Here is a 23,699-nt window from a genome sequence, read left to right on the forward strand (position 1 = left end):
AAACCCTCCTCACAGACCTCCCCCCAACACGCAACCGCCTTGCCGCGGGGTGGAGCAGCCCGGTAGCTCGTCAGGCTCATAACCTGAAGGTCGCAGGTTCAAATCCTGCCCCCGCAACCAAACACCAAAAAGCCCGCCTCCAAAAAGGCGGGCTTTTTGCCGTTCATCGGCCGCCGTTCATGGCATCCGGGTCGGTGGGAGCACGGCGCGCGTGCGCGAACCGCAAAGGGGAACGGACGCCCAGGATGTCGCCCTCACTGGGGTGAAGCGTCGGCTGGAAGAACCCCACGGCCGTGAGGTGCTCGTCCTCCAGCAGATCGTCGATGGCGTTGACGGGCGCGCAGGGAACGTCCAGGCCGCGCAGCAGCGCCAGCCAATGGCCGGTGGTGTCCGCCGCCAGGCACTCCGCCAGCCGTTCGTAGAGCGTGCCGATCATCGCCGCGCGCGCGGCGTCGCTGCCGAGTGCGGCATCGGACGCCCAGTCGTCCCGGCCGGCCGCCGCGAAGAAAGCCCGCCAGTGCGCCGCCGTGTAGGGCATCACGCAGACGTAGCCGTCCTTTGTGCGGTACGGCCGCCGGTGGGGCGACAGGACGCGGCCGTACCCCGTCGGCCCCAGCGGCGGGCGGAAGGTCCGCCCGGCCAGGTGCTCCACGGCCAGGAAGGAGGCCATCACCTCGAACATGGGAACCTCGACGTATTGCCCGGTGCCGGAGACCGTGCGGGCCAGCAGGGCCGCGGTGATCGCGGCCACCGCGTAGAGGCCGGTGGTCTTGTCGGCGACGATCGTCGGCGCGTAGCGGGGTTCGCCGCCGGTGCGAGCCTGGAGGTCCGCCCACCCCGCCTCGGCCTGGATCACGTCGTCGTAGGCCGGGCGGTCGCGGTAGGGGCCGTCCTGGCCATAGCCGACGATCGCGCAGTAGACCAGGCGCGGGTTGCGGGCCGCCACCGGTTCGTAGCCGAGCCCGAGGCGCTCGGCGGCGGCGGGGCGCATGTTGTGGAGAAGCACGTCCGCCTCCCCCAGCATGTCCAGCAACTCGTCCCGCTGAGCCCCGTCCTTGAGGTCGAGCACGCGGCTTTCCTTGTTGCGGTTGCAGTTGAGGAAGGCCGCCCCCATGCCGGGCGAGCGGGCCGGGCCGGCGGCGCGCATGATGTCGCCGGCGGGTGGCTCCACCTTGACGACCCGCGCCCCGAGGTCGCCCAGGATGTGGCCGGCATAGGGGCCGGCGATCACGGTGCTGAGATCGATCACGGTGATGGTGTCGAGCGGCCCGGCCATGGAGCGGCCTCCTGCATAGGTTTTCCGAGTGGGGCGGCGGCAGCGCCGCTCGCCGCCCGCTTGCATCAGCGCGCCGTGAAGCCGCCGTCCACGGGCAGCGCCACGCCGGTCACGAACGAGGCGTCGTCGGACGCCAGCCAGAGCACCGCGTGCGCCACCTCCTCCGCCCTGCACAGGCGGCCCATGGGCACGGCGGCGAGCATGCGTTCCTGGTTCGCGGCGGCTTCGGCCGGATCGCCGGAGCGGCCGGTGAAGCCCAGCTTCATCGGCGTGTCCGCCAGCCCCGGGCACACCACGTTCACGCGCACGTTGTCGGAGGCGAAGCGCTGGGCCAGCGACTTGGTCAGCCCCACCACGGCGAACTTCGCGGCGGAGTAGACCGGGCTGAACATGGACCCCACGAGGCCGGACACCGAGGCGGTGAACACCACCGACCCGCCGCCGCGCCGGCGCATGTGGCCGATGACCTCCCCCGCCGCCAGGGTGGCCGAGGTGACGTTCAGCGCCATCGCGTGCTCGTACGCCGCGAGGTCGAGGTTCTCCACGCCCGCCGGCCCCGGCGTCCCGGCGTGCGCCCACAGCACGTCGATGCCGCCCAGGCGCCCGGCGGCGTCGGCGATGGAGCCGCGCACCTCCTCCGGCCGGGACAGGTCGGCCCGGATGGTCTCGATGGCGTGGCCCTTGGCCGCCATCTCCGCGGCGAGGCCGGCGAGCGCGTCGGCGTCGATGTCCACGGCCGCCACCCGGGCGCCCTCCCGCAGGAACAGGTCCACACCCGCGCGGCCCATGCCGGAGGCGGCCGCCGTCACCACGGCGAGCTTGTTGGCGAGACGCATGATCGGTTCTCTCCGATTGGAAGGGAAAATCAGGTGGCGTAGGCGTCGGGGAAGCGGCCGGTGGTGCTGATCACCGTGGTGCGCGTCTCCAGGTAGGAATCGAGCGCCTCGATCCCGTTCTCGCGGCCCCAGCCGCTGGCCTTGAAGCCGCCGTAGGGGGTGGACCAGCGGATGAAGCGGTAGGTGTTCACCCACACCATGCCGGCGCGGATGCGGCTGGCCACCCGGTGGGCGCGTCCCACATCGCCGGTCCACAGCCCGGCCGTGAGGCCGTAGCTGGTGTCGTTGGCCAGCGCCACCGCCTCCTCCTCGTCGTCGAACGGGATCAGCGCCGCCACCGGGCCGAAGATCTCCTCGCGGGCGATCCGCATGGTGTTGGACACGTTGGCGAAGACCGTGGGCTCGACGAAGTACCCCGCGTCCAGCCCCGGCCCGGTCAGGCGATGGCCGCCGGTGACCAACTCGGCCCCCTCGGCGCGCCCGGCGTCGATGTAGGACAGCGTCTTGGCGAGCTGCTCGGCGTGCGCCTGCGGGCCCATGTGGGTGGCCTCGTCGAGCGGCGGCCCGACCCGGACGCGGCCGGCGCGCCGCGCGAACTCGGCAACCACCCGGTCGTAGACGGGCCGCTGCACCAGCACGCGGGAACCGAGCGCGCAGCTCTGTCCGCACAGCGTCCAGGCCGAGTTGGTGGCGGCGTTGAGCGCCTGTTCCAGGTCGGCGTCGGCGAAGATGATGTGCGGGGACTTGCCGCCCAGCTCGAAGGTGAAGCGCTTCATGGTGTCGGCCCCGGCGCGCAGGATCGCCTTGGCCGTGGCCCCCTCCCCCGTGAAGGCGATCTTGTCGACGCCGGGGTGGGCGACGAGGTGTTCGCCGGCCCCGTCCCTGCCGTAGCCCGGAACGATGTTGACCACGCCCGGCGGGAACCCCGCCTCCTCGAACAGCCGGCCCAGTTCGAGCGAGGTGACCGGCGTGTGCTCGGCCGGCTTCAGCACCACCGTGCACCCGGCGGCGAGTGCCGGCCCCAGCTTCCACGCCGCGGCCATCAGCGGCACGTTCCACGGCGTGATGGCGCCCACCACGCCGACCGGCACGCGGGACGTGAAGGCGTGCACGCTGTCGTCGATGGGGATGGTGCGGCCGGAATGCTTGTCGGCCAGGGACGCCCACCAGTGGTAGGCGTTGGAATGGCCGGAGACGTCCGCCAGGGATTCGCGCAACGCCCGGCCGGAATCGCGCGTTTCCAGCACGGCGAGCGCCCGCGCGCGCTCCTTGTAGAGGTCGGCGAAGCGGCGCATCAGGGCGGCGCGCTCGTGGCCGGGCATGCGGCCCCAGGGCCCCTCCAGCGCGGCGCGCGCGGCGGCGACGGCCTTGTCGACGTCGCGGGCGCCGCCGTAGGCGACGATCGCCCAGGGGCGCCCCACGGACGGGTCGATGCTCTCCATGAGCCCGCCGTCCTCAGGAGCGACCCAGGCCCCGCCGATGAAGAGCCGCTCATGACGCATGATGGTGTCGGCCGGCGGCGGCGCCGCGGCATGGGTGTTCGAACTCATGACCCCTCTCGGTTCATGTCTCGGTTCATGGGTGATGGCGGTGGGGGTTTTTTGCAGGCGCGCTTCGCGCTACTTGCCGACCAGCGGGCACTCGCTGTCCTTCAGCGGCCGGAACGCCTGTTCGGCGGGGATGGTGGCCAGCACCTTGTAGTAATCGAACGGACCCTTCGATTCCGACGGCTTCTTCACCTGGACCAGCATCATGGGGTGGACGACGCGGCCGTCCTCCCGCAGGCGGGTCTCGCCGAAGAGCGGGTCGTCGAAGGTGCCCGCCGCGCGCATCGCCTTCACCACCGCGGCCCCGTCCTTGGCCGAGCCCACCGTCGCCACGGCCTTCAGGTAGGCGAGCACCGCCGAATAGGCGCCGGCCTGGTTCATGCTGGGGTGGCGGCCGTTGTTGCGCTCGGCGAAGCGCTTGCCGAAGGCGCGCGTGCGTTCGTTCAGGTCCCAGTAGAAGGCGGTGGTGAGCTGCAGGCCCTGCGCCGTGTTCAGCCCCAGCGAATGGATGTCGGAGATGAACAGCAGCATGCCGGCCAGCTTCTGCCCGCTCTCGACGATGCCGAACTCCGCCGCCTGCTTGATGGCGGTGATGGTGTCGCCGCCGGCGTTGGCGAGCGCCACGACCTGCGCGCCGGACGCCTGGGCCTGCAGCAGGTAGGAGGAGAAGTCCTTGGTGTCAGTGGGATGGCGGACGGCGCCTGCGACCCGGCCGCCGTTGGCGGCGATCACCGAGGTGGCGTCGCGCTCCAGCGAGTGGCCGAGCGCGAAGTCGACGGTCAGGAAGAACCACGATTTCCCGCCCGCCTTCGCGATGGCCTCGGCGGTGCCGTGCGCCAGCGCCCAGGTGTCGTAGGTCCAGTGCACGGAGTTCGGGGTGCAGGCCTTGCCGGTCAGTTCGGAGGTGCCGGAGGCGGTGAACAGCGCCACCTTGTTCTTGTCCTTCACCAGCGGCGCGATGGCCAGCGATATGGCGCTGGTCGGCAGGTCGATCAGCGCGTCGACGCCTTCGGTGTCGAACCACGTGCGCGCGATGGTGCTGGAGATGTCCGGCTTGTTCTGCGCATCGGCGGAAACCACCTCGATCTTGAGCGCGTCCCCGCCCGGCAGTTTCCTGAAGTCCTCCACCGCCATCAGGGTCGCTTCCAGGGCCCCCTTTCCACCGATGTCGGAGAAGATGCCGGACATGTCGGCCAGCACGCCGAGCTTCACGGGCACCTGCGCCACCGCCGCGGGGCAGGCGCCGAGGAATGCGGACAGAGCCAGCGCCAGCGCGGCTCCGCATCGAGGTGACGGCATTGGTTTTCCTCCCATTCGCTTTGTTCGTTTGGTGCGCTCCGCGGCGTTGCCCGGGTTTGGGGCCGGTGTCGGGCTGGATGGCTTCCGCCGCTGGTCCAGGATCCAGATAATTCCTGTCCGTGAATTTATTATGCTCACACAGGAATTTTGGCGTCAAGCGCCTTGCGCCGACGGCACGCGCTCGGCTAGAAAAGGTGACGGACGATTGATCGGATGATGTGTCTCATGAGCGTCAAGCAGGCCGCCAACGTATTGGAGTTGCTGGAATATTTTTCGCAGCGCCGGCGGCCGGCCACGCTTGCCGAGATTTCGGACGACCTCGGCTGGCCACGGTCGAGCACCTTCAACCTGGTCGGGACGATCGTCGAGAAGGGCTATCTCTACGAGCCGCGTCCGCGGGCGGGGTACTATCCGACCCCCCGCTGGCTGAAGCTGGTGCAGTGCATTTCCGACGCCGAGCCGCTGCCGGAGGCGGCGCACCGGATGATCGCGCAGATCGCCCGGGAAACCGGGGAGACGACGGCGATCGCCGCGCTCAGCGGCCCGTTCGCGATGTTCCTGGACGTGGTGGAGTCCGGCCACTCGGTTCGCTACCACGCCCAGGTGGGCGACCGGGTGCCCGCGCACGCGAGTTCGGTGGGGCGGGCGATCCTCGCGCAGCTGCCGCCCGACGGCCGGCAGGCCATCTACCGCAAGCTGGCGTTCGAACGCTATTCGGACACGACCCCCATGGACGTGGAGGCGATCGAGAGCGAACTGCGGCAGGCGCAGGAGCGCGGCTACCACCAGAGCTGTTCGGAATACATCCCGGATCTGGCCGGCGTGTCGCTGCCGCTGCCGATCGGCAACCGGAAGCTGTCGGTGGTGGTGGCCGGCCCCGTGTCCCGGTGCCTCGACCGCAGGCCCCGGACGGCCGAAACGATCCGGCGCGCCATCGCTGCGCACGATGTCGACCTGCAGGCCGGCGCATCCGGGGAGCCCGGCTGAAGGCCACTCGCGCCGAGCCCGGTCATGCCGTCTCGGCGTGGCTTGTTTCAAGGTCCCACACGCGCTCGAATCGCATCAGGCGGGTAGAGCCGGCGGCTCTGTTTGCCCATTTCGGAATGGGGCGACGTGGCAAGCGAACTCTTTGGCCGTGGGCCGTGTCCCGACCGCCCCCGTTCGGATCCGCCACCTAAGACAGCAGAACCCGTTCCTTAGTCGCCTACACCAGAATTTTCAACGGAACCGGCCTCCGCGCGCTCTTAAATTCTCCAACAAAGCCCCTACTCGTCCTATAATCCGCTCTGCTGTTGAGCGGCAGCGTGGCTCGAACCTCAAGTAACGACTGCGGACAGATGGAGCAATTTCGGGCAGAGGACGTGCGCGCGCGGCTGATCGTGGTGGAGGACGATCCCGTCACTCGGTCGATGATCGCGAGCTACTTCGCGCGCGAGGGGTTTTTAGTCGACGAGGCGGCCAACGGCGGCGAGTGCCGGCAGCTGATGCGCCGGACGAAACCCGACCTGCTGCTCGTCGACATCCACCTGCCCGATGGCAGCGGCCTGCAGCTCGCCCAGGAGATCCGGGCGGAGAGCGCGGTCGGCATCATCTTCGTGACGCAGCAGGACAGCGAGACGGACCGCATCGTCGGGCTGGAACTGGCCGGCGACGACTACGTCACCAAGCCGGTCAACCTGCGCGAACTGCTGGCGCGCACGCGCGCCCTGCTGCGCCGCCGCACGCTGGAGCGCGGGACGCCCCGCCGGAACTCCATCGTCGCGTTCGGCCCCTGGCTCATCGACCTGACCCGGCGCGAGCTGGCCGTGCGCGATGGCGCGGTGATCCAGCTGACACGGGCGGAGTTCGACCTGCTGGCGGCGCTGGCCGAGGCGGACGGCCGGCCGCTGAGCCGCGAATACCTGATCGAGGTGGTGAGCAACCGCACCCTGGCCGGTGACCTGCGCACGGTCGACACCCTGGTGGGGCGGCTGCGCCGCAAACTGGTGCCGGCCGATGACGGGCAGCCCGTCATCGTCACCGTTCCCGGCATCGGCTACAAGTTGGGCGCCAAGACCGAAGCGCCGTCCTGATCCCCGGCCTGCCCGGCCGGCGGTGTCTGCGTCCGCGCCGCCAGGAAGAGCGCGTCGAGCGACGCCCGGCGCAGGCGGCGCAACCGTCCCACCAGCGCGGCGTCGGCCCCGGCCGAACCCTCCGCCGCCTTCTCGACCGCCGCTGCCGCCGCCACCAGCTTGACCAGCCCGAGCGCGCCCGCGGCGCTGCGCAGCCGGTGGGCCAGCATCCGCACCGCCGGCTGGTCGTCCACGGCCGCCGCGGCTTCCAGGTCGGCGACGGTTCGCAGCGACATCCGGCCGAACAGCCGGGTCAGCCGGACCAGTTCGGCCGTGCCCATCGCTTCCCACTGGCCGAAGAGGAAGGGAATGTCGAGGCAGCCGGATGGGTCGGTGCCGGCCGCAACGCGCGGCGCCGGTCGGCGCCGCTCGCCCGGCGTCGAGGCCAGCGCGTCGCGGAGGGCGTCGAGATGCAGCGGCTTGCTCAGGATCGTGGCGATCCCGGCCCCGGCGCACCGCTGGCGGGCTTCCTCCGTGACATCGGCCGTCATCACGATGAAGCGCCACTCTCCTCCGGCCGGCGGCGGCAGATCCCGGATCCGCCGGATCGTCTCGACACCATCGATGCCGGGCATGTGCAGGTCCATCACCACGACGTCGAACCCGGCCCCGGCGGCGGTCTGGGTGGCGGTCTGGGCGGCGGCGACAGCCGCGACACCGTTGGCCGCGACCTCGACCCGATGCCCCAGGCGCCCGAACAGCCCGACGGCAACCTCGCGGTTGACCGGATCGTCGTCGACCAGAAGAATCGTCAGGCGCTCGTCCTCCGGTGCGGCGGCCGGGGCGGCGGGCTCGTCCCGAACCACCGCCACGGGCACGGCCAGATGGAAGGTGCTTCCCACCCCGACGGCGCTCTCCACCGTCAGGCTGCCGCCCAGCAGCGCCGCGATCCGCCGGCAGACGGCCAAGCCCAGGCCGGTGCCGCCGAACCGCCGGGCGATGGAATGGTCGGCCTGGACGAAGTCCCGGAAGATGGCCTCGTGCATGTCGGGTGCGATGCCGATCCCGCTGTCCGCGACCTCGACGCGCAGCGTGCACCGCTCCTGGCCGGGATCCGGCGTGCAGCCGATCGACACGGCGATGCGTCCGCGCGGCGTGAACTTGATGGCGTTGCCCAGAAGATTGTGCAGGATCCGGGCGATGCGCACCTGATCGCAGCGGATGAGCGCCGGCATCTCCCGCGCGATGTCCAGGTCGAAGGCGACACCCTTCGCCTCGGCCTGCGGCCGGTACAGCTCCACGACCCCTTCGGCGAGGCGGCGGGGATCGATCACGCTGGCGTGCACGGTCTCGCTTTCCGCTTCGTAGCGCCCGTACTCCAGGATGCTCTCGATCAGGCCGATGAGAGTGTCGCCCGACTGCTTGGCGATCTCCACCCGCCGGCGCTGCTCGCCGTCGAGCCCGCGCGGATCGAGCATCTGAAGCATGCCCAACACGCCGTTCAGCGGCGTGCGGATTTCGTGGCTGACGACCGCCAGGAACCGCGACTTGGCCTGGTCGGCGGCCTCCGCCTCCTCCTTCGCTCGGCGGGCGGCGGCCTCTTCGCCGAGGGCGCGGGCGTGCGCCGCCTGCACCTCGGCCGTGCGCAGGGCGACCTGCCGCTCCAGCTCCCGCTGGCGGCGACGCAGGATGGCGGTGCGCCCCTGCACGCCGGCGAACAGCAGCGTCAGCCCGGCCAGCATGGCGGCGCCCTGGAACCATAGGGTCTCATACCAGGCCGGCAGCACCTCCAGGGACAGGATCAGCGGCGGCTCGCTCCACACGCCGTCGCGGTTGCTGCCGCGGACCAGCAGGCGGTAGGAACCCGGCGGCAGGCCCGTGTAGGTCGCCCGGCGATGGCTGGCGTCGGCGGCCACCCAATCACGGTCGAACCCCTCCAGCCGATAAGCGTAGCGGTTCTGCCGCGGGGCCGAGTGATCGAGTGCTGCGAACTCGACCTCCACGTGGCGGTCGTCCGGCGGGACGAGGACGGGTGCGCCGCCCGCAGGGACCGGCACGGGCTTGCCGCCGATGCGCACCTCCGTCGCCACGACCGGCGGCCGGAAGACCCAATCCGGCTGCACCTTGGGGCGGACGACCGTCATCCCGCCAAACCCGCCGAAGAGGAGCGTGCCATCCGGCAGCCGCGCGCCGGAGCCTGCCCAATGGGTGCGGATCCCCGCCCCCTCCACCGGCCCGAAGGTGCGAACGGACAGGGTCTGGGGATCGACCATGGCCAGGCGGTCGCCGCCGCCCACCCAGACCACGCCGTCCCGACCCTCCAGCAGGACGGTGACGGTGTCGTGCGGCAGCCCATGGGCGCTGCCCAGGTGCCGGAAGCGCGCCTTGCCGTCAGGCCCCGGGGTGAGGATGCCGATGCCGTTGGCCGTGCCGACCCACAACCGCTCCTGGCGGTCCTCCAGCAACGCGTTGGCGATGTCGTTGGGCAGGCTGTCCGGGTCGTCGGGGTCGTGCAGGAAGCGGCGGAACGTGCCCCGCTCGGCATCGAACAGGTTCAGCCCGCGCTGCGTTCCCACCCACAGCCGCCCCTTGCTGTCGCGCAGCAGGGCCTGCACGCTGTTGTCGCTCAGGCTGTCGGCGCGGCCGGCCTCGCGCGCGAAGAGGCGCGCCGTGCCCGCCGTCAGGTCGATGCGCGCCAGCCCCCGGCTGCCGCCGACCCACAGCGTCGGCTCCTCCATCAGCAGCGACAGCACGTTGGCGCCTGCGAACGGCACGAAGGCGGACACCTTGCCGGTCGCCGGTTCCACCCGGTGCAGGCCCTGGCGCATCCCGGCCCAGACGTCGCCGTTCGCCTGCACGGCGAGGGCCTGGACCATCTGCCGGGGCAGCCCGACGCCGGGTCCCGCACCCGGCTGGATCTCGGCCACGCGGCCGGCGAGCGGGTCCAGCAGCGCAATGCCCTCGCTGCGGAAGCCCAGCCAGACCGTGCCGTCGGCACGCACCGCCATGCTGCGCACGTCCTTGCCCAACAGCCCATCGGGGGCCGTGGGCAGGATCGTCCCGATCCCATGGTCGGTCGGGTTGTGCCGGTCGACGCCGCCCACGCCGCTGACCCACACCAGCCCGGACCGGTCGACCAGCATGTCCGAAACGGAATCATCGCTGAGGCTGGTGTCGGCCTTCGGATCGTGGCGGATCGCGCGCACGGCGCCGCTCGCCGTGCGCAGCTCGCGGATGCCGCCGCCGAACTCGCCGATCCACAGGGTGCCCGGCTCCGGCTCGACGATGGCGGTGACCCGATGTCCGGACGGCGCCACCCTATCCAGCAAGCGGGCCTCCAGCAGCCGGGCGCGCGCCGTGCCGGCGGCGCCGGCTGTGGTGTCGCCGGCCGTGGTATCGACGGTGCCGACCCGGCCGGTCGCCGTGCCGAACCACAGCATGCCGGTCCGGTCCTCGAACAGCGTGGTGGCGGCCACCGGATCGGCGCCGTCCGCCATCGGCACCGGTTCGAAGCGGCCGCTGCCGGCCAATCGCATCAGGCCGGACGCGGTGCCCAGCCAGAGCGTGCCCTGCCGGTCGCGCCGAACGGCCGACACCTCGCCGCGCGGCAGCCCGACGGCCGCCGGGTCGTCACGCCGCCATTGCCCGGACGTGGGGTCGAGATGGGCGATGCCGCTGGTCCCGACGACCCACAGGCCACCGGCGCCATCATTCTCCAAGCCCAGCATCCGGCCGCCGCCACCGTCCTTGTCGCGGTGAGTGATGAAGCCTTCCCGCGCCGGGTCGTAGCGCGCGACGAGGCCCGAGACGGTGCCGACCCACAGCCGGCCCCGCTCATCGACCTTGAGGTCGGCGATGATGTTCTCGGGCAGCGAGTCCGGGTCGCCGCTGCGGTGGCGGAACACGCGCATCCGGTAGCCGTCCCAGCGCGCGAGACCCCCGGGCGTGCCGAACCACAGGAAGCCGTCGCCGTCCTGCGCCAGGGCCAGGGCGACCGGATAGGGCAGCCCCTCGGCCTGCCCGATGTGGCTGAACAGCGGGCTGCTCAGGCGGCTCCACGGCTCCTGAGCGGCATCCCGCGCGTGGACCGGAGGGGCCACGGCAACCAGCCACGCCAGGACCATCCAGAGTACCGGCCGCAGCCGGTGCATGAGCCGCATGGAGAGAAACCGAGCTGTTCGAAGGGCGCTCCGCGATCTTGCGCCAACTCGCCGCGGGGGCGCAATGCGTCCACAGCGGCGTATCGGCGCCCCGGACAGCGGCCGGGTATTGCTCAATTCGACGGGCCTTGAGCCGCGGGTTCGAACGATCCGGTTTCCGCTGACCGGCGCCCGGCCATGCGCAACCCCGCCGCCATGCGGGCGAAGACCGGGGTCCAGCCGCCGGGCGTCTCCTGGCGGAAGAGGCGCATGCCGGGGTACCAGGGGCTGTCGCTTCGCTCCATCAGCCAGCGCCAGTCCGGCACCGCCTTCAGCGCCAGCCACGTCGGCCGCCCGAGCGCCCCGGCGAGATGGGCGATGGAGGTGTCGGAGGTGACGATCAGGCCCAGGCTCTCCATCACGGCCGCGGTGTCGAGGAAGGCGTCGGGGCCGCTGTCAAAGTCTTCACCCAGCGTGTGTACCGTCACGTCCGGCGGCAAGGCGGAGAGCTGGTCCAGCCCGTGGTTCTTCTGCAGGTTGACCAGGGCCACGCCGGGCTCCCGCGCCAGCGGCACGAAGCACGACAGCGGCGGCGAGCGGCCGCGGTCGACCTTCGCCGTCGGCTTGCCCTGCCACGCGATGCCGATCCGCAGACGGGCGTCCGGCAGCCGGCCGCGCCACGCCGCTGCCCGGCCGGGTTCGGCGGCCAGATAGGGAACCTGGGCCGGAATGGTGTCCAGCCGGGTACCGAAGGCCAGCGGCAGGCTGAGCAGCGGGCACTGCAGGTCGGCCTCCGGCAGCGCCGCGTCCGGATCGGCCAGCCGCACCGGCCCGGGCAGCGTCGCCAGCAGCGCGTGCAGAATGCGCGGCGCGGCGAAGATCACCCGCGCGCCCCGTTCGGCCAGCAGCGGCAGGTAGCGCGCGAACTGGAGGACGTCGCCCAGCCCTTGCTCCGCGTGCACGAGGATCGTCCGCCCGGCCGGGTCCTCGCCGCGCCAGAGCGGCTGCGTCAGGGGCGGCCGCCTGAACTCCGGCAGGTTCCAGCGGTGCTCGTACTCCCGCCACCCGGCCTCCAGGTCGCCGCGCAGCAGCAGCGTGATGCCCAGGTTGGTCCGCGCCGCCGCATTCGCCGGGTCGGCGTCGACGGCGGCGCGGTAGGCATCGGCGGCGGCGTCGAGCCGGCCGAGACCGTGCATCGCCGCCGCCAGATTGGCGGCCACCCCCGCGTCCCCCGATTGCAGGCACCGGGCGCGCTCCAGCGTGGTGACGGCGGCGGCGACGTCGGACAGCTCCAGCAGCGTGTGGCCGAGATTGTTGTAGGCCGCCGCGAAGCCCGGCCGCGCCGCGATGGCGCGCCGGAACGCCGCGGCGGCCGGCGCCGGCCGGCCGGCGGCCAACTCCGCGTTGCCGATGTGACAGGGCGCTTCCGCATGGTCCGGCGCCAGGAGAAGGGCGCGGCGCAGGCTGGCCCGCGCGGCGTCCGGCTGGCCGACGGCACGCAGCGCGATGCCGGCGTTGTTGTGGGCGTCGGCCCAATCCGGCCGCACGGCGACGGTCTGGCGCAGCAGCGCCGCCGCGCGCGGCGCGTCGCCGGCCTTTCCCGCCAGCATCCCCAGGTCGCTGCGCGCCTCGGCCGCGCAAGGGTCGAGCGCCAGGAGGCGGCGCAGCGCGTCCGCGCCCGCGGCGGCGGGCGACAGGGCGGGCAGCTCCGCCGCCATGCGGGCGAAGACCGGGCCCCAGTCGCCGGGCGTCTCCTGGCGGAACAGGCGCATGCTCGGGTACCAGGGGCTGTCGCTTCGCTCCATCAGCCAGCGCCAGTCCGGCACCGCCTTCAGCGCCAGCCACGTCGGCCGCCCGAGCGCCCCCGCGAGATGGGCGACCGAGGTATCCGACGTGACGATCAGGTCCAGGTTCTCCATCACGGCCGCGGTGTCGAGGAAGGCGTCGGGGCCGCTGTCGAAGTCCTCGCCCAGCGTGTGTACCGTCACGTCCGGCGGCAAGGCGGAGAGCTGGTCCAGCCCGTGGTTCTTCTGCAGGCTGACCAGGGCCACGCCGGGCACCCGCGCCAGCGGCACGAAGCACGACAGCGGCGGCGAGCGGCCGCGGTCGACCTTCGCCGCCGGGTTGCCCTGCCAGACGATGCCGACGCGCAGCGGTGCCTTCGGCAGGCGCTCGCGCCAATGGGCGATGCGCGCGGGCTCCGCGGCGAGATAGGGGACGGCGGCGGGCACCGTCTCCAGCCGCGTGCCGAAGGCCAGCGGCAGGCTGAGCAGCGGGCAGTGCACGTCGAAGTCGGGTGGCGGCTCGCCGACCCCGATCAGCGTGGCGCCGCCAAGCAGCGTGGACAGCAGCCGGTGCAGGACGCGCGGCGCCTCCAGCACCACGCGGGCGCCACGCGCCGCCAGCAGCGGCACGTAGCGGACGAACTGGAGCGTGTCGCCCAGCCCCTGCTCGGCATAGACCAGGATGGTGCGTCCGGCGATGCCCTCGCCCCGCCAGCGCGACTGCGGGAAGGCGCGGCGGCGGAAGTCGGCGGTGTCCCAGCGGTGCTCGTACTCCGCCCAACCCGGTTCGAGGTCGCCGCGCAACAGCAGCGTCATGCCCAGGTTCTTGCGCGCCTCGGCGCAGGCGGGGTCGAGGCGCGCCGCCTGCGCCAGCCGCGCGGCGGCACCGTCCAGCTCGCCCAGATCCAGCATCGCCGCACCCAGGTTGGCCACGCCGCCGGCCTCGGCCCCGCGCAGCCGGGTGGCGCGGGCGAAGGCGTCGGCCGCCCTGCGCGGGTCGCCGGACTCACGGGCCGCCACGCCCAGGTTGTTGAGCGCCGAGGAATCGCCAGGGTTCAGCGCCAGGGCGGCGCGGAAGCGGGCTGCCGCGTCGCCGTAGCGTTCCCCGGCCAGGAAGACGTTGCCGAGGTTGTAGTGCGCCTGGGCGAATGCCGGGCTGAGCGCCAGCGCGCGGCGCAGCTGTCGCGCCGCGGCGGCGGCATCGCCCAGCGCGCGCAACGTCGGGCCCAGGTTGCCGTAGGCGTTGGGATGGTCGGGCCGCAGCGCCACGGCGCGGCACAGCAGCCCGGCGGCCTCCGCCGGCCGGCCGGCGGCGCGCAGGCGCACGCCGTGGTCGCTCAGTACCGCCGGGTCGTCGTTCCCGGCCGCGTTCGCCTGCGCCGCCACCACGCGGCCGAGGGTGCTGGCTGCTTCGTCCAGGGCGCCCGCGTCGTGCAACGCGTTGCCGAGGTTGTTCAGCACCTCCACGTCATCCGGCCGCAGGCGCAGCACGCGCCGCAACAGCGCGGCCGCCACGGCCGGCCGGTCCAGCGCGCGCAGCGTGATCCCCAGGTTGTTGAGCGCGTCGGCGTGCGCCGGCTGCAGCGCCAGCGCCCGGCGGTAGCCGGCGGCGGCGTCCGCGTGCCGGTCCAGTGCGCGCAGCGCGCCGCCACGGTTGTAATGCGCCTCCGCCAGCAACGGCGCGCACGCCAGGGCGGCGTCGAGAGCGGTCAGCGCGTCCTGCGGGCGGCCCAGGTCGCCCAGCACGGCGCCGAGAGCGGCGTTGGCCGAGCCGTGCCCCGGCGCCAGCCGGACGGCGCGGCCCAGCAGTCCGGCGGCGGCCGGCAGGCGGCCCAGCGCGTGCAGCGCCGCCGCCAGGTTGGCGAGGTAGTCGGCACCGTCCGGGCGCAAGGCCACGGCACGCCGCAACTCGGCGGCGCTCTCCGCGTCGCGCTTCAGGGCGCGCCACGCCAAGCCGAGGTTGGAGCGATAGTGCGCCTGCAAGCCGTCGGCGCCGACCGCGCGGCGCAGCAGGTCGACGGCCGTCGACGGCTGGCCGGACTGGAGCGCCACCACGCCCATCAGGTGCAGCGCGTCCGGCCGGCGCGCCTCCTCCGCCGGCAGCGCGGCCAGCGTTTCGCGGGCGGCGGCGAGGCGGCCGGCCCGGAGATGGGCGGCTGCGGCGTTCAGGCGTTCGGCCGTGGCGCTCACGCGTAGGATTTCTCCTCGACCAACTCGGAGCCGAGCGCGTCGTTGATGACGCGCTTCAGGCGGGCGCGCTCGTCGTTGGTGATGTAGACGCGGCGCGCCAGCGCCACGAAGGCCGGGCCGAAGTCCTGGCGCCGCTCCAGCAGGCGGATGGCGTCCTCCACCTCCCACAGCGTCTCGTTGACGGCCCTCAGGCCAGCGACGATGCCGACGACGGCGCCCAGGTCGGCGCCCGAGGCGTCGCGCACGCCGCACAGCTCGGCCAGCTCACGCGTCACGTTGGCGCGTTTGGCGGCGTCGCCGATGCGCTCGGCCTTGATCTCCAGGATGGCGATCTTGTCCAGCAGCTCTCCCCAGGAGACGGGCACGCGCAGGGTCATAAGGGCAATTCCACGGGCAGGGGCATTGAAAGGGGGCTTCAGGTTCGCAGCACGTCGGGATCCGGCGCGTGTACGGGCGGACGGGTCCGCCGGACGAACTGCCACAGGTTGCCGGGGTCGACGATGGGGGCGGCGAAGGCCGGGCCGTCCAGGATCGCGGCGAAGTCCGCATGCTCCGGGTGGCGGGGGGAGCCGATGAAGTGGCCGGCGAACTCCGCGGCGCCGAAGGTCCCCCAGTTGCGGATCATGTTGAAGCGCACGCGGTCCACCCCCAGGGATTCCCCCAGCGCCACGAAGTCCGGGATCTCGCGGAAGTTGGCCTGCTGGACCACGAAGTCGAGGCCGAGGAAGGCCAGCTCCCCCGCCGCGCGCCGGCCGGCCAGGAAGGCGACGTTGCGCAGGGCGCGCCCGAAGTCGCCGCCGCGCCGCACGCGGTCGTAGGTCGCCGGATCGGCGGCGTCGAGCGAGACCCAGACCCGGCGCGCCCGGCCGGACAGCGACAGGTCTTCCCACGCCCGCTCGTCGAACAGGACGCCGTTGGTCTGCAGGTCGATCCGCAGGTCCGGGCGCCTCCCAAGATCCTTGATCAGGGCGCGGAAGTGGCGGCTGGCGAACGGATCGCCGGAGCCGGTGACGTTGACGACCGCGGCGGTCGCCACCATCGGCTCGACGCAGCGGCGGTAGTGGTCCTGGACCTTCTCCTGCGCCTCGGCGTTCGCCACCCGCATCTCCGTGCGGCAGGACGGGCAGCTGAGGTTGCAGGAGTCGTCGTAGCCCAGGTTCAGGTAGGTGGGCGGCGGTGGTGCCGGGGTGTGCCACGCGTCGGCCGCGACGTCTTCGCGTCGGGGCAGGGCGCCGTCGGCGATCCACGGGCAGTTCAGGCGGCTGCAATGGCGGAAGCTGCCGTCCAGCACGGATGCGCGGATCGCCCGCGCCGTGGCGCCGGTCCACGCCGCCCCGGCGGCCTCGGCCGCGCCGATGGGCACCGGCAGCCAGGAGGGGCAGCAGACCCAGGCGTCCTTGCCGACGAACTCCATCCACTTGAACGGGCGCTCGCAGAAGCGGCCCTTGAGGCCGGCGTCGATCTCCTCCAGGCGGGAGCGGCCCATCGCCTCCTCCTGCAGGCCCAGCCAGAGTTCCTGCGCGTACAGGTCCATCGGATTCTGGCCGCGGGCCCGCTCGACCAGGTCCAGCGCCTCCGCCCGCCGGCCGAGCTGCTGCGCCGCAACAGCGGCGGCCAGCTTGAAGAACCACGCGTCGTGGCGGCGGACGATGGCCAGCAGCCGGTGGAGCGCCGCATCGGGGCCGGCGTCGGCGGCTTCCTGCCCGATGGCCCGCACCAGCGGTTCGCTGCGCGCGTCGAGGGGGCAGGCCTGCGGGTCGCGGCGGTGGCGCTCGATGAACTCCCCGGCCGCGCGGGCGATGCGTTCGGCTGGATCGGCGAAGGCGTGCGCGGGGAAGGACACCGGCACCCGGCGCGTCTGGCCGGGGATGTTGCGCGGCGGCCCGTCGAAGGGCCGGTGCATCCGCCCCAGCAGGACGTCCATCGCCCGCGCCCGCGCGGCCTCCCGTGCCTGCTCCTGCGCCGGGGTGCCGTCGGCGGGGAAGCGGGCGCGCTCGGCCAGCGGGTGGCGGAACTTCTCGTACTGGCGGTCGAAGTTGTTGCCCGGCCGGCGGACATAGCGCGCCGTCTCCACGTCGGCCTCGGCGACCAGGAAGGCGGCGTTGAGCAGCACGGCGTAGCCCACGTCCTCGCCGCCGGCCTCGCGGTAGCATTCGTCCTCCGGGAACCCGCCGACGAAGTCGTGGCAGGTCCTGCGCACGCACAGGGCGATGGGCACCGACTCCTCGATGGGCTTGCGCCAGTCGGGGTGGACGGGGTGGCTGTAGTCCAGGCGCGTGCGCACGGCGCCGACGTCCGGCACGGCGTCCATCGTCAGCACGCCCACCGTCAGGTGCGGCGGCAGGAACGCGTCGTCGGCGTCGAGGAACCACAGCAGATCGCCCGCCGCGCAGGCCGCCCCAAGGTTGCGCGCCGCCGCCGCTCCGCCGTTGCGGGCGCGCCGCACCACCACGACGTCGAGGTCCGGCCGGCCGCGCGCCCAGGCCATGGCGCGCTCCGCCCCGTCGTCGGCGGACGCGTCGTCGACCACCACCACGCGCACCTCGCCCTGGCGCGCGTCGGTCCGCGTCCGGTGGAAGTCCACCGCCGCGGCCACGCTGTCCAGGGTGCCGGCGATGCTGCCGGCCATGTCGTAGCAGGGGATCACCACGGTGCCCAGCACCGGCCGGGCCGCCGGGTCCGCTGCGGGCGGAGCGGCGGCCGCGCGGCTGCGGGCGTAGGCGTTGAGCGGCATCCGCTCGGCCAGCTCGGCCCAAAGGGCGCGGAAGCGTTCCCCCTCGAAGCGTTCGTCGGCGTGTTGCCAGTGCGCCTCGAAGTGCCCGGCCTCGAAGGTGTTGCGGCCGTGCGCGACGTAGACGTAGAGCCGCGGCTCGTCCAGCAGCACCACGTTGGCGCTGCGCATCAGCGCGTCCACCAGCGCGGTATCCTCGCTGCGCCGCATGGCGGGGTAGCGCGGCATCGCCGCCTTCTCGCACAGCAGCGACCCCTCCCACGTCCGCCGCAGCGACGTGGCGAGGCGGCCGGTGTCCGGCCACCACATCGTCCAGCGGTGCAGCATGCAGGCCTGCGCCCCCGCCTCGGCCAGGGCGCGCATCTGCACCTCCAGCCGGCGCGGGTCGTAGAGGTCGTCGTCGTCCCATTGGCAGACGTAGCGGCCCGACGCGCGGTCGACGGAGCGGTTGCGCGCCTCCCCCAGCGTCGGTGCCGGGTCGGCGGCGCGCTCGACGATGATGCGGGGATCGCCCAGGGCGGCCACGTGCCGGGCCAGCCGGTCGTCCCGGCTGTCGTCGATGATGACCAACTCGCGGTGGGGGTAGGTCTGCCGCAGGAAACAGTCGATGGAGAGGCACGCCTGCGCGAACCGGTCGCGCGTCACCATCAGGCAGGAGATCAGCGCCGCGCTGTCCGCCGGCTGCGGGGGGTGCATAGGAGAGGAACCGGGCTGAAACACAGGGACGTGCGCGCGATCCTGCCCGAGTTCCGGGCGCTTGTGCAACGCGCGCCGGGCGGAAAAACCGCCGATGTGAACGGCTGTTCACATCCCGTCCATATCCTGTCGACCTACCACCTTTAGGGTGGCATAGCGGATTTAACTCAAAACCCGCGCAGCCTTCGCCCATTGCCGGCGCGACGGATGCCAAGCGGGATGGTGAAGGATCGGGTGTGGCATGGCTGTCTTCGATTTCGCCTCGACGTCGACCACGGGCTTCGGTACGGGAAGCGTCCAGCAGATGGTGTCCGGCGTGGTGGTCACCGTCACGGCCGACACGATCTTCTCCTCCTACATGGACGCCGTGGTGACCACGGCCCCCATGGCCGCCGTCACCACCGTCACCGTGACGTTCTCGTCCGCGGTGGACTTGACGTCCTTCGGGTTCGGGAGCAACAGCGGGACCGTGACCGGGACCGCCACGCCGATTGGTGGCAGCAACTCCGCCGCCAGTCTGGCCTCCATCTCCGGCGTCAACAACCCGACCATTCATACCGTGAACTGGACGGGCGTCACCGGATTCACGGTCACCAGTTCGACCGCGTTCAAGCCCTGTTTCGACAGCTTCACCTTCTCCGTGGACACCACCGCACCCGGCGCGCCGTCCGCGCCCGACCTGATCGCCGCCGACGACACCGGCCAGTACGACACCGACGACTGGACCCGGAAGGCCGCCGGCACCTACACCGGCACGGCCGAGGCCAACAGCCGGGTGATCCTGTACGACGGCGGCAGCACCGCCGTCGGCACCGCCACGGCGTCCAGCGGCGGGAACTGGACCATCACCTCCTCCTCGCTCAGCAACGGCCAGCACTCCCTGACCGCCAAGGCGATCGACGCATCCGGCAACACCTCCACCGCCTCCTCGGCGCTGACGGTCACCATCGACGCGACGCCGCCGTCCGTTACCGGCGTGACGCTGTCGCAGACGGAGGCCATGAAGATCGGCGAGGTGGTGACCGCCACCATCGGCGTGACGTCGGACAGCGACACCTACACGCTGGGCACCAGCACCGTCGACGGCTTCGCGCTCGGCGACCTGAGCCGCGTCGACAACTCCACCTACACCGGTGTCTTCACGGTGACCAGCGGCGGCACCGACGTGGCTGGCAGCGCCGACATCCCGGTCAGCATCGTGCTGACCGACAGCGTCGGCAACGCCAACACCGTCTACACCACCGGCGTGTCGGGAGAGGCGGGGGATGCCATCGACGCCAACGCGCCCGCCGTCACCTCGGTCAGCATTTCCAACAGCGCGGCGAAGGCCGGGGACATCGTCACCGCCACCATCGGGGTCACATCGGACAGCGATACCCTGATCCTGGATACCGGCAGCATCGCCGGCTACCAATTGGCCGCCGGGTCGCGGCTGAACAGCTCGACCTATACCGCCACCTTCACGTTGACCAGCGGCGGCACCGACTACCTAGCCTCCGCCGACCTGCCGGTCAGCATCGTCTACCGCGACAGCGCCGGAAACGTCAGTACCGCCTACACCACGTCCATCAGCCAGAGCGGCGACGCCATCGACGCGAACCGGCCGGTGGTCTCCAGCGTGTCGATCGCGAACGCGACGATGAAGGTCGGCGACGTGGTGACTGCCACCATCGGCGTGACTTCGGATGCCGACACCTATACGCTGGGCAGCAGCACCATCGGCGGCTTCGCGCTGGGCAACTTGAACCGGAGCAACAGCTCCACCTACACCGCGACCTTCACCGTCACCGAAGGCGGCACCGACGTCGCGGCAGGGTCGACGGTGCCGGTCAGCGTGGTGCTGAGCGATACCGCGGGCAATTCCAGCACCACCTATTCGACCGCCATCAGCCAGGGCAGCGACGCCATCGACGCCCACGCGCCGACGGTCACCGGGGTGACGCTGTCGCAAACATCGGCGATGAAGGTCGGCGACATCGTCACCGCCACCATCGGCGTCGGCTCCCACACCGACACATTCACGTTGGGCAGCAGCTCGATCGACGGCTTCGCGCTGGGCAACCTGGTGCGGGTCGACAACTCGACCTACCGGGCCACCTTTACCGTCACCAACGGCGGCACCGACGTGGCCGGTGCCTCCGACATTCCCGTCAGCATCGTGCTGACCGACGCCGCCGGGAACTCCAGCGGCAGCTACACCACCGGCGTGTCGGGACAGGCGGGCGATTCGATCGATGCCAACCGGCCGGTGGTCTCCAGCGTGTCGGTCGCCAACACGACGATGAAGGTCGGTGACGTGGTGACCGCCACCATCGGCGTCACCTCGGATGCCGATACCTACACGCTGGGATCCAGCAGCATCGGCGGCTTCGCGCTGGGCAACCTGAACCGCACCAACGGTTCCACCTACACCGCAACCTTCACCGTCACCGAGGGCGGCACCGACGTCGCCGCCGCGTCGAACGTGCCGGTCAGTGTCGTCCTCACCGACACCGCGGGCAACACCGGCGCTGCCTACACCACCGCCATCGTGCAGGGCAGCGACGCCATCGACGCCAACCGGCCGTCGATCACCGGCGTGTCGATCCCGAACGCGACGATGAAGGTCGGCGACGTGGTGACCGCCACCATCTCCGTCGGTTCGCACCTCGACACCTACACGCTGGGCAGCAGCACCATCGGCGGCTTCGCGCTGGGCAACCTGACGCGCTACGACAACTCGACCTACCGGGCGACGTTCACGGTGACCAGCGGCGGCACCGACGTGGCGGCGGCGTCCTCGATCCCGGTCAGCGTGGTTCTGACCGACGCGGCCGGCAACGCCAGCGCCACCCACACCACGGCCATCGCGCAGGGCAGCGACGCCATCGACGCCAACGCGCCGACGCTGGCCTCCAGCTCCCCGGTGGACAACGCCACGGGCGTGGGCGTCACGCAGAACCTCGTGCTGACGTTCGCCGAAGCCGTGCAGGCCGGCACCGGCGCGGTGACGCTGTACAAAACCGGCGTCGGCACGCCGGTGGAGACCTTCGCCGTCACCGATGCGCGGGTCACCATCGTCGGCACCCAGGTCACCATCAACCCGAACGCCACGCTCGACAACGCAGCGTCGTATTACGTGGAGATCGCGGCCGGGGCGCTGACCGACGCGGCGGGGAACGCCTACGCCGGGCTCAGCGGCGCCACCGCCTACAACTTCACCACCGTAGCCTCCGCGCCGCCCCCGCCGCAGGACGACACGCCTTCGACCCCAACCCCGCCCACCACGCCGGGCGTCGTGCAGACCACGACGACGCAGACGGTGGACGGCGTCCAGGTGCAGCAGACGACGCAGACCAGGTCCGACGGCACGGTGACGCAGACGCTGTCCGTGCCCGTCGTCACCACCACGCGCAGCGAACAGGACGCCACGACCAGCAACGCCGACATCCCGCTGGCCAGGGACACCGTGGGGCAGACGGTGCTGGAAGCGCACCTGCCGGTCGGCGTCGGCCTGCAGGTGGAGACCACCACCACGACCAGTCAGACGGGCGCCGGCCAGGGCATCCAGGGGCTGATCCAGGCCATCGAGAGCCGCACGCAGGACAAGCCCGAGGACAAGGGCAAGATGACCAGCGTCGGCCAGGCGTTCCTGGGCGAACTGCCGGCCAACGCTGAGCTGACGGTGCGCACCATCGTGCCGGTCGTGGCCGACCCGACGACGCCGCCGGCAGCACCCATCATCATCACCGGCACGCCCACCGTCCCGGCGACCGGCGGCGGGGCGAGCCCCAGCACGCAGCAGCAGGCCCTCGTCATCGACGTGCGCAACCTGCCCAAGGGCACGGTGATCCAGCTTCAGAACGTCGAGTTCGCCGCCATCGTCGGCGACGTCCAGGTGACCGGCGGCGCAGGTTCGCAGATGGTGGTCGGCGACAGCGGCAACCAGATCATCGTGCTGGGCGCCGACGACGACACGCTGCGCGGCGGCGGCGGCAACGACTTCGTCGGTTCCGAGGGGGGCGATGACCAGCTCTGGGGCGACGAGGGCCACGACACCGTCACCGGCGGCATCGGCAACGACGTGCTGTACGGCAACCAGCAGGACGATCTGCTGTACGGCAACCAGGGGGCGGACACGCTGTTCGGCGGACAGGATGCGGACACCGCTTTCGGCGGGCAGGACGGCGACGTGCTCTACGGCAACCTCGGGGGCGATGCGCTGTACGGCAACCTGGGGGCGGACACCGTGTTCGGCGGCCAGGGGAACGACGCCCTGTTCGGCGGCCAGGGTGACGATGCGCTGCACGGCAACCTCGGCGACGACACTTTGGATGGCGGAGCCGGGACCGACACGCTGGGCGGCGGCGAAGGGGCGGACGTGTTCCGCGTCAACGCACCGGCAGGTGGCGGCGACGTCATCACCGACTTCCAGGCGGGGGTGGACAGGATCGCCGTGCTCAGCCCGAACTTCGGCAACTTGGCGGCGGGCACGCTGTCCGCGCGCAACTTTGCCCTGGACGTGGCTGCCGACGGCGACGACCTGTTCGTCTTCAACACGCGCACCGGTGCGCTGTCCTTCGACGCCGACGGTTCCGGCGCGGCAGCAGCCGTCACCATCGCCGTGCTGAACGTGCGAACCCTCAGCGCCAGCGATATCCTCATCCTGCCCAGCGGATCGTAGTGCCGTGGTGCAAGCATAGTCTTGGTGCCCGTTGGGTCACGCCGCCATGGCGGCGTCCTCAGCTTGGGCATGCCGATTGACGGAGGAGGTTGTCGCGAATCCTGGGATGATCGCCCTCTCCTTAATGCCGAAATTCTCCGACAGAAAGCCCGAAATTTATTGCCTGTGGCAGCGAAATTATTTGCCTCACGCACGCGTTGTTCGGCGCCTCGGCGCCGCAATAGTCAAAATTTGGACAATCCGATACCCAACTGAAACGCTCTGTTAAGAGACCTCCTTCCATTCTGATTGTGCGCCATACGAACAAAACGAACGGGCGCGCGCTTCAGATGGGGGATGCTCATGGCTTGGTACAACGACCTGCGCATAAGCCGGCGCCTGATGCTTGGCTTCGCTGCGGTGATCGCGCTGCTGGTGGTCAACGTCGGCGCCGCGCTGCTGATGGCGAGCGGCGGCAAGCGAATGGCGACCAGCATCGCCGAGGTGC

Annotated in this window: 11 protein-coding genes and 1 tRNA gene; 4 read left to right on the forward strand and 8 right to left on the reverse strand. The window is 71.7% G+C overall.

What is annotated here, in order from left to right; genetic code table 11:
* Window positions 1-43: 43 nt before the first annotated feature.
* Window positions 44-120, forward strand: a tRNA-Met gene (locus tag VED21_RS38860).
* A gap of 43 nt (window positions 121-163) precedes the next feature.
* Here the strand turns inward: VED21_RS38860 and VED21_RS38865 are convergent.
* The 4 genes from VED21_RS38865 to VED21_RS38880 all read right to left on the reverse strand — a co-directional run bounded on the left by VED21_RS38865 (window position 164) and on the right by VED21_RS38880 (window position 4,958).
* Window positions 164-1,276, reverse strand: a complete 1,113-nt coding sequence (locus VED21_RS38865; RefSeq protein WP_324891899.1) for a CoA transferase — start codon at window positions 1,274-1,276, stop codon at window positions 164-166.
* A 65-nt stretch (window positions 1,277-1,341) separates the two neighbouring features.
* Window positions 1,342-2,112, reverse strand: a complete 771-nt coding sequence (locus VED21_RS38870; RefSeq protein WP_324891900.1) for an SDR family NAD(P)-dependent oxidoreductase — start codon at window positions 2,110-2,112, stop codon at window positions 1,342-1,344.
* 29 nt (window positions 2,113-2,141) lie between these two features.
* Window positions 2,142-3,662 carry an aldehyde dehydrogenase gene (locus VED21_RS38875; RefSeq protein WP_324891902.1) on the reverse strand — a complete coding sequence of 507 codons (1,521 nt, stop codon included), beginning with the start codon at window positions 3,660-3,662 and terminating at the stop codon, window positions 2,142-2,144.
* Between the two features lie 69 nt (window positions 3,663-3,731).
* Entirely contained in the window at window positions 3,732-4,958 is a 1,227-nt protein-coding gene (locus tag VED21_RS38880; protein ID WP_324891904.1) for an ABC transporter substrate-binding protein, read from the reverse strand.
* A gap of 225 nt (window positions 4,959-5,183) precedes the next feature.
* On the opposite strand from VED21_RS38880, the gene VED21_RS38885 reads away from it, so the two are divergent.
* Both VED21_RS38885 and VED21_RS38890 read left to right on the forward strand, forming a co-directional pair.
* Window positions 5,184-5,945 (forward strand): IclR family transcriptional regulator, encoded by a 762-nt coding sequence (locus VED21_RS38885; protein WP_324891906.1) that lies wholly within the window; start codon window positions 5,184-5,186, stop codon window positions 5,943-5,945.
* 350 nt (window positions 5,946-6,295) lie between these two features.
* Window positions 6,296-7,030 (forward strand): response regulator transcription factor, encoded by a 735-nt coding sequence (locus VED21_RS38890; RefSeq protein WP_324891907.1) that lies wholly within the window; start codon window positions 6,296-6,298, stop codon window positions 7,028-7,030.
* Here the strand turns inward: VED21_RS38890 and VED21_RS38895 are convergent.
* From VED21_RS38895 to VED21_RS38910, 4 genes are all read right to left on the reverse strand, one after another.
* The gene (locus VED21_RS38895; protein WP_324891909.1) at window positions 6,994-11,169 is read right to left on the reverse strand and encodes a hybrid sensor histidine kinase/response regulator; all 4,176 of its coding nucleotides are present in this window, start codon (window positions 11,167-11,169) and stop codon (window positions 6,994-6,996) included. The two genes, VED21_RS38890 and VED21_RS38895, sit on opposite strands and share 37 nt — an antisense overlap.
* Before the next feature lie 113 nt (window positions 11,170-11,282).
* Complete coding sequence (locus tag VED21_RS38900) at window positions 11,283-15,122, reverse strand: tetratricopeptide repeat protein (RefSeq protein ID WP_324891912.1); 3,840 nt, start codon at window positions 15,120-15,122, stop codon at window positions 11,283-11,285.
* Complete coding sequence (locus VED21_RS38905) at window positions 15,119-15,499, reverse strand: DUF6165 family protein (protein ID WP_324891914.1); 381 nt, start codon at window positions 15,497-15,499, stop codon at window positions 15,119-15,121. The genes VED21_RS38900 and VED21_RS38905 overlap by 4 nt, the downstream gene beginning before the upstream one ends.
* Window positions 15,500-15,537: 38 nt before the next feature.
* The gene (locus tag VED21_RS38910; protein WP_324891916.1) at window positions 15,538-18,549 is read right to left on the reverse strand and encodes a glycosyltransferase; all 3,012 of its coding nucleotides are present in this window, start codon (window positions 18,547-18,549) and stop codon (window positions 15,538-15,540) included.
* Window positions 18,550-18,790: 241 nt separating this feature from the next.
* Between VED21_RS38910 and VED21_RS38915 the strand changes: the two genes are divergently transcribed.
* Window positions 18,791-23,212, forward strand: a complete 4,422-nt coding sequence (locus VED21_RS38915; protein ID WP_324891918.1) for a beta strand repeat-containing protein — start codon at window positions 18,791-18,793, stop codon at window positions 23,210-23,212.
* Window positions 23,213-23,699 lie beyond the last annotated feature (487 nt).

The sequence above is a fragment of the Azospirillum sp. genome, from assembly GCF_035627195.1.
In the GTDB taxonomy this organism is placed as follows: domain Bacteria; phylum Pseudomonadota; class Alphaproteobacteria; order Azospirillales; family Azospirillaceae; genus Azospirillum.

Excerpts from the sequence above, each read along its gene's own strand:
- VED21_RS38905 (WP_324891914.1), bottom strand. The coding sequence starts at position 15,499 with ATGACCCTGCGCGTGCCCGTCTCCTGGGGAGAGCTGCTGGACAAGATC.
- VED21_RS38915 (WP_324891918.1), top strand. The coding sequence starts at position 18,791 with ATGGCTGTCTTCGATTTCGCCTCGACGTCGACCACGGGCTTCGGTACG.
- VED21_RS38895 (WP_324891909.1), bottom strand. The coding sequence starts at position 11,169 with ATGCGGCTCATGCACCGGCTGCGGCCGGTACTCTGGATGGTCCTGGCG.
- VED21_RS38880 (WP_324891904.1), bottom strand. The coding sequence starts at position 4,958 with ATGCCGTCACCTCGATGCGGAGCCGCGCTGGCGCTGGCTCTGTCCGCA.
- VED21_RS38865 (WP_324891899.1), bottom strand. The coding sequence starts at position 1,276 with ATGGCCGGGCCGCTCGACACCATCACCGTGATCGATCTCAGCACCGTG.
- VED21_RS38875 (WP_324891902.1), bottom strand. The coding sequence starts at position 3,662 with ATGAGTTCGAACACCCATGCCGCGGCGCCGCCGCCGGCCGACACCATC.
- VED21_RS38910 (WP_324891916.1), bottom strand. The coding sequence starts at position 18,549 with ATGCACCCCCCGCAGCCGGCGGACAGCGCGGCGCTGATCTCCTGCCTG.
- VED21_RS38890 (WP_324891907.1), top strand. The coding sequence starts at position 6,296 with ATGGAGCAATTTCGGGCAGAGGACGTGCGCGCGCGGCTGATCGTGGTG.
- VED21_RS38870 (WP_324891900.1), bottom strand. The coding sequence starts at position 2,112 with ATGCGTCTCGCCAACAAGCTCGCCGTGGTGACGGCGGCCGCCTCCGGC.
- VED21_RS38885 (WP_324891906.1), top strand. The coding sequence starts at position 5,184 with ATGAGCGTCAAGCAGGCCGCCAACGTATTGGAGTTGCTGGAATATTTT.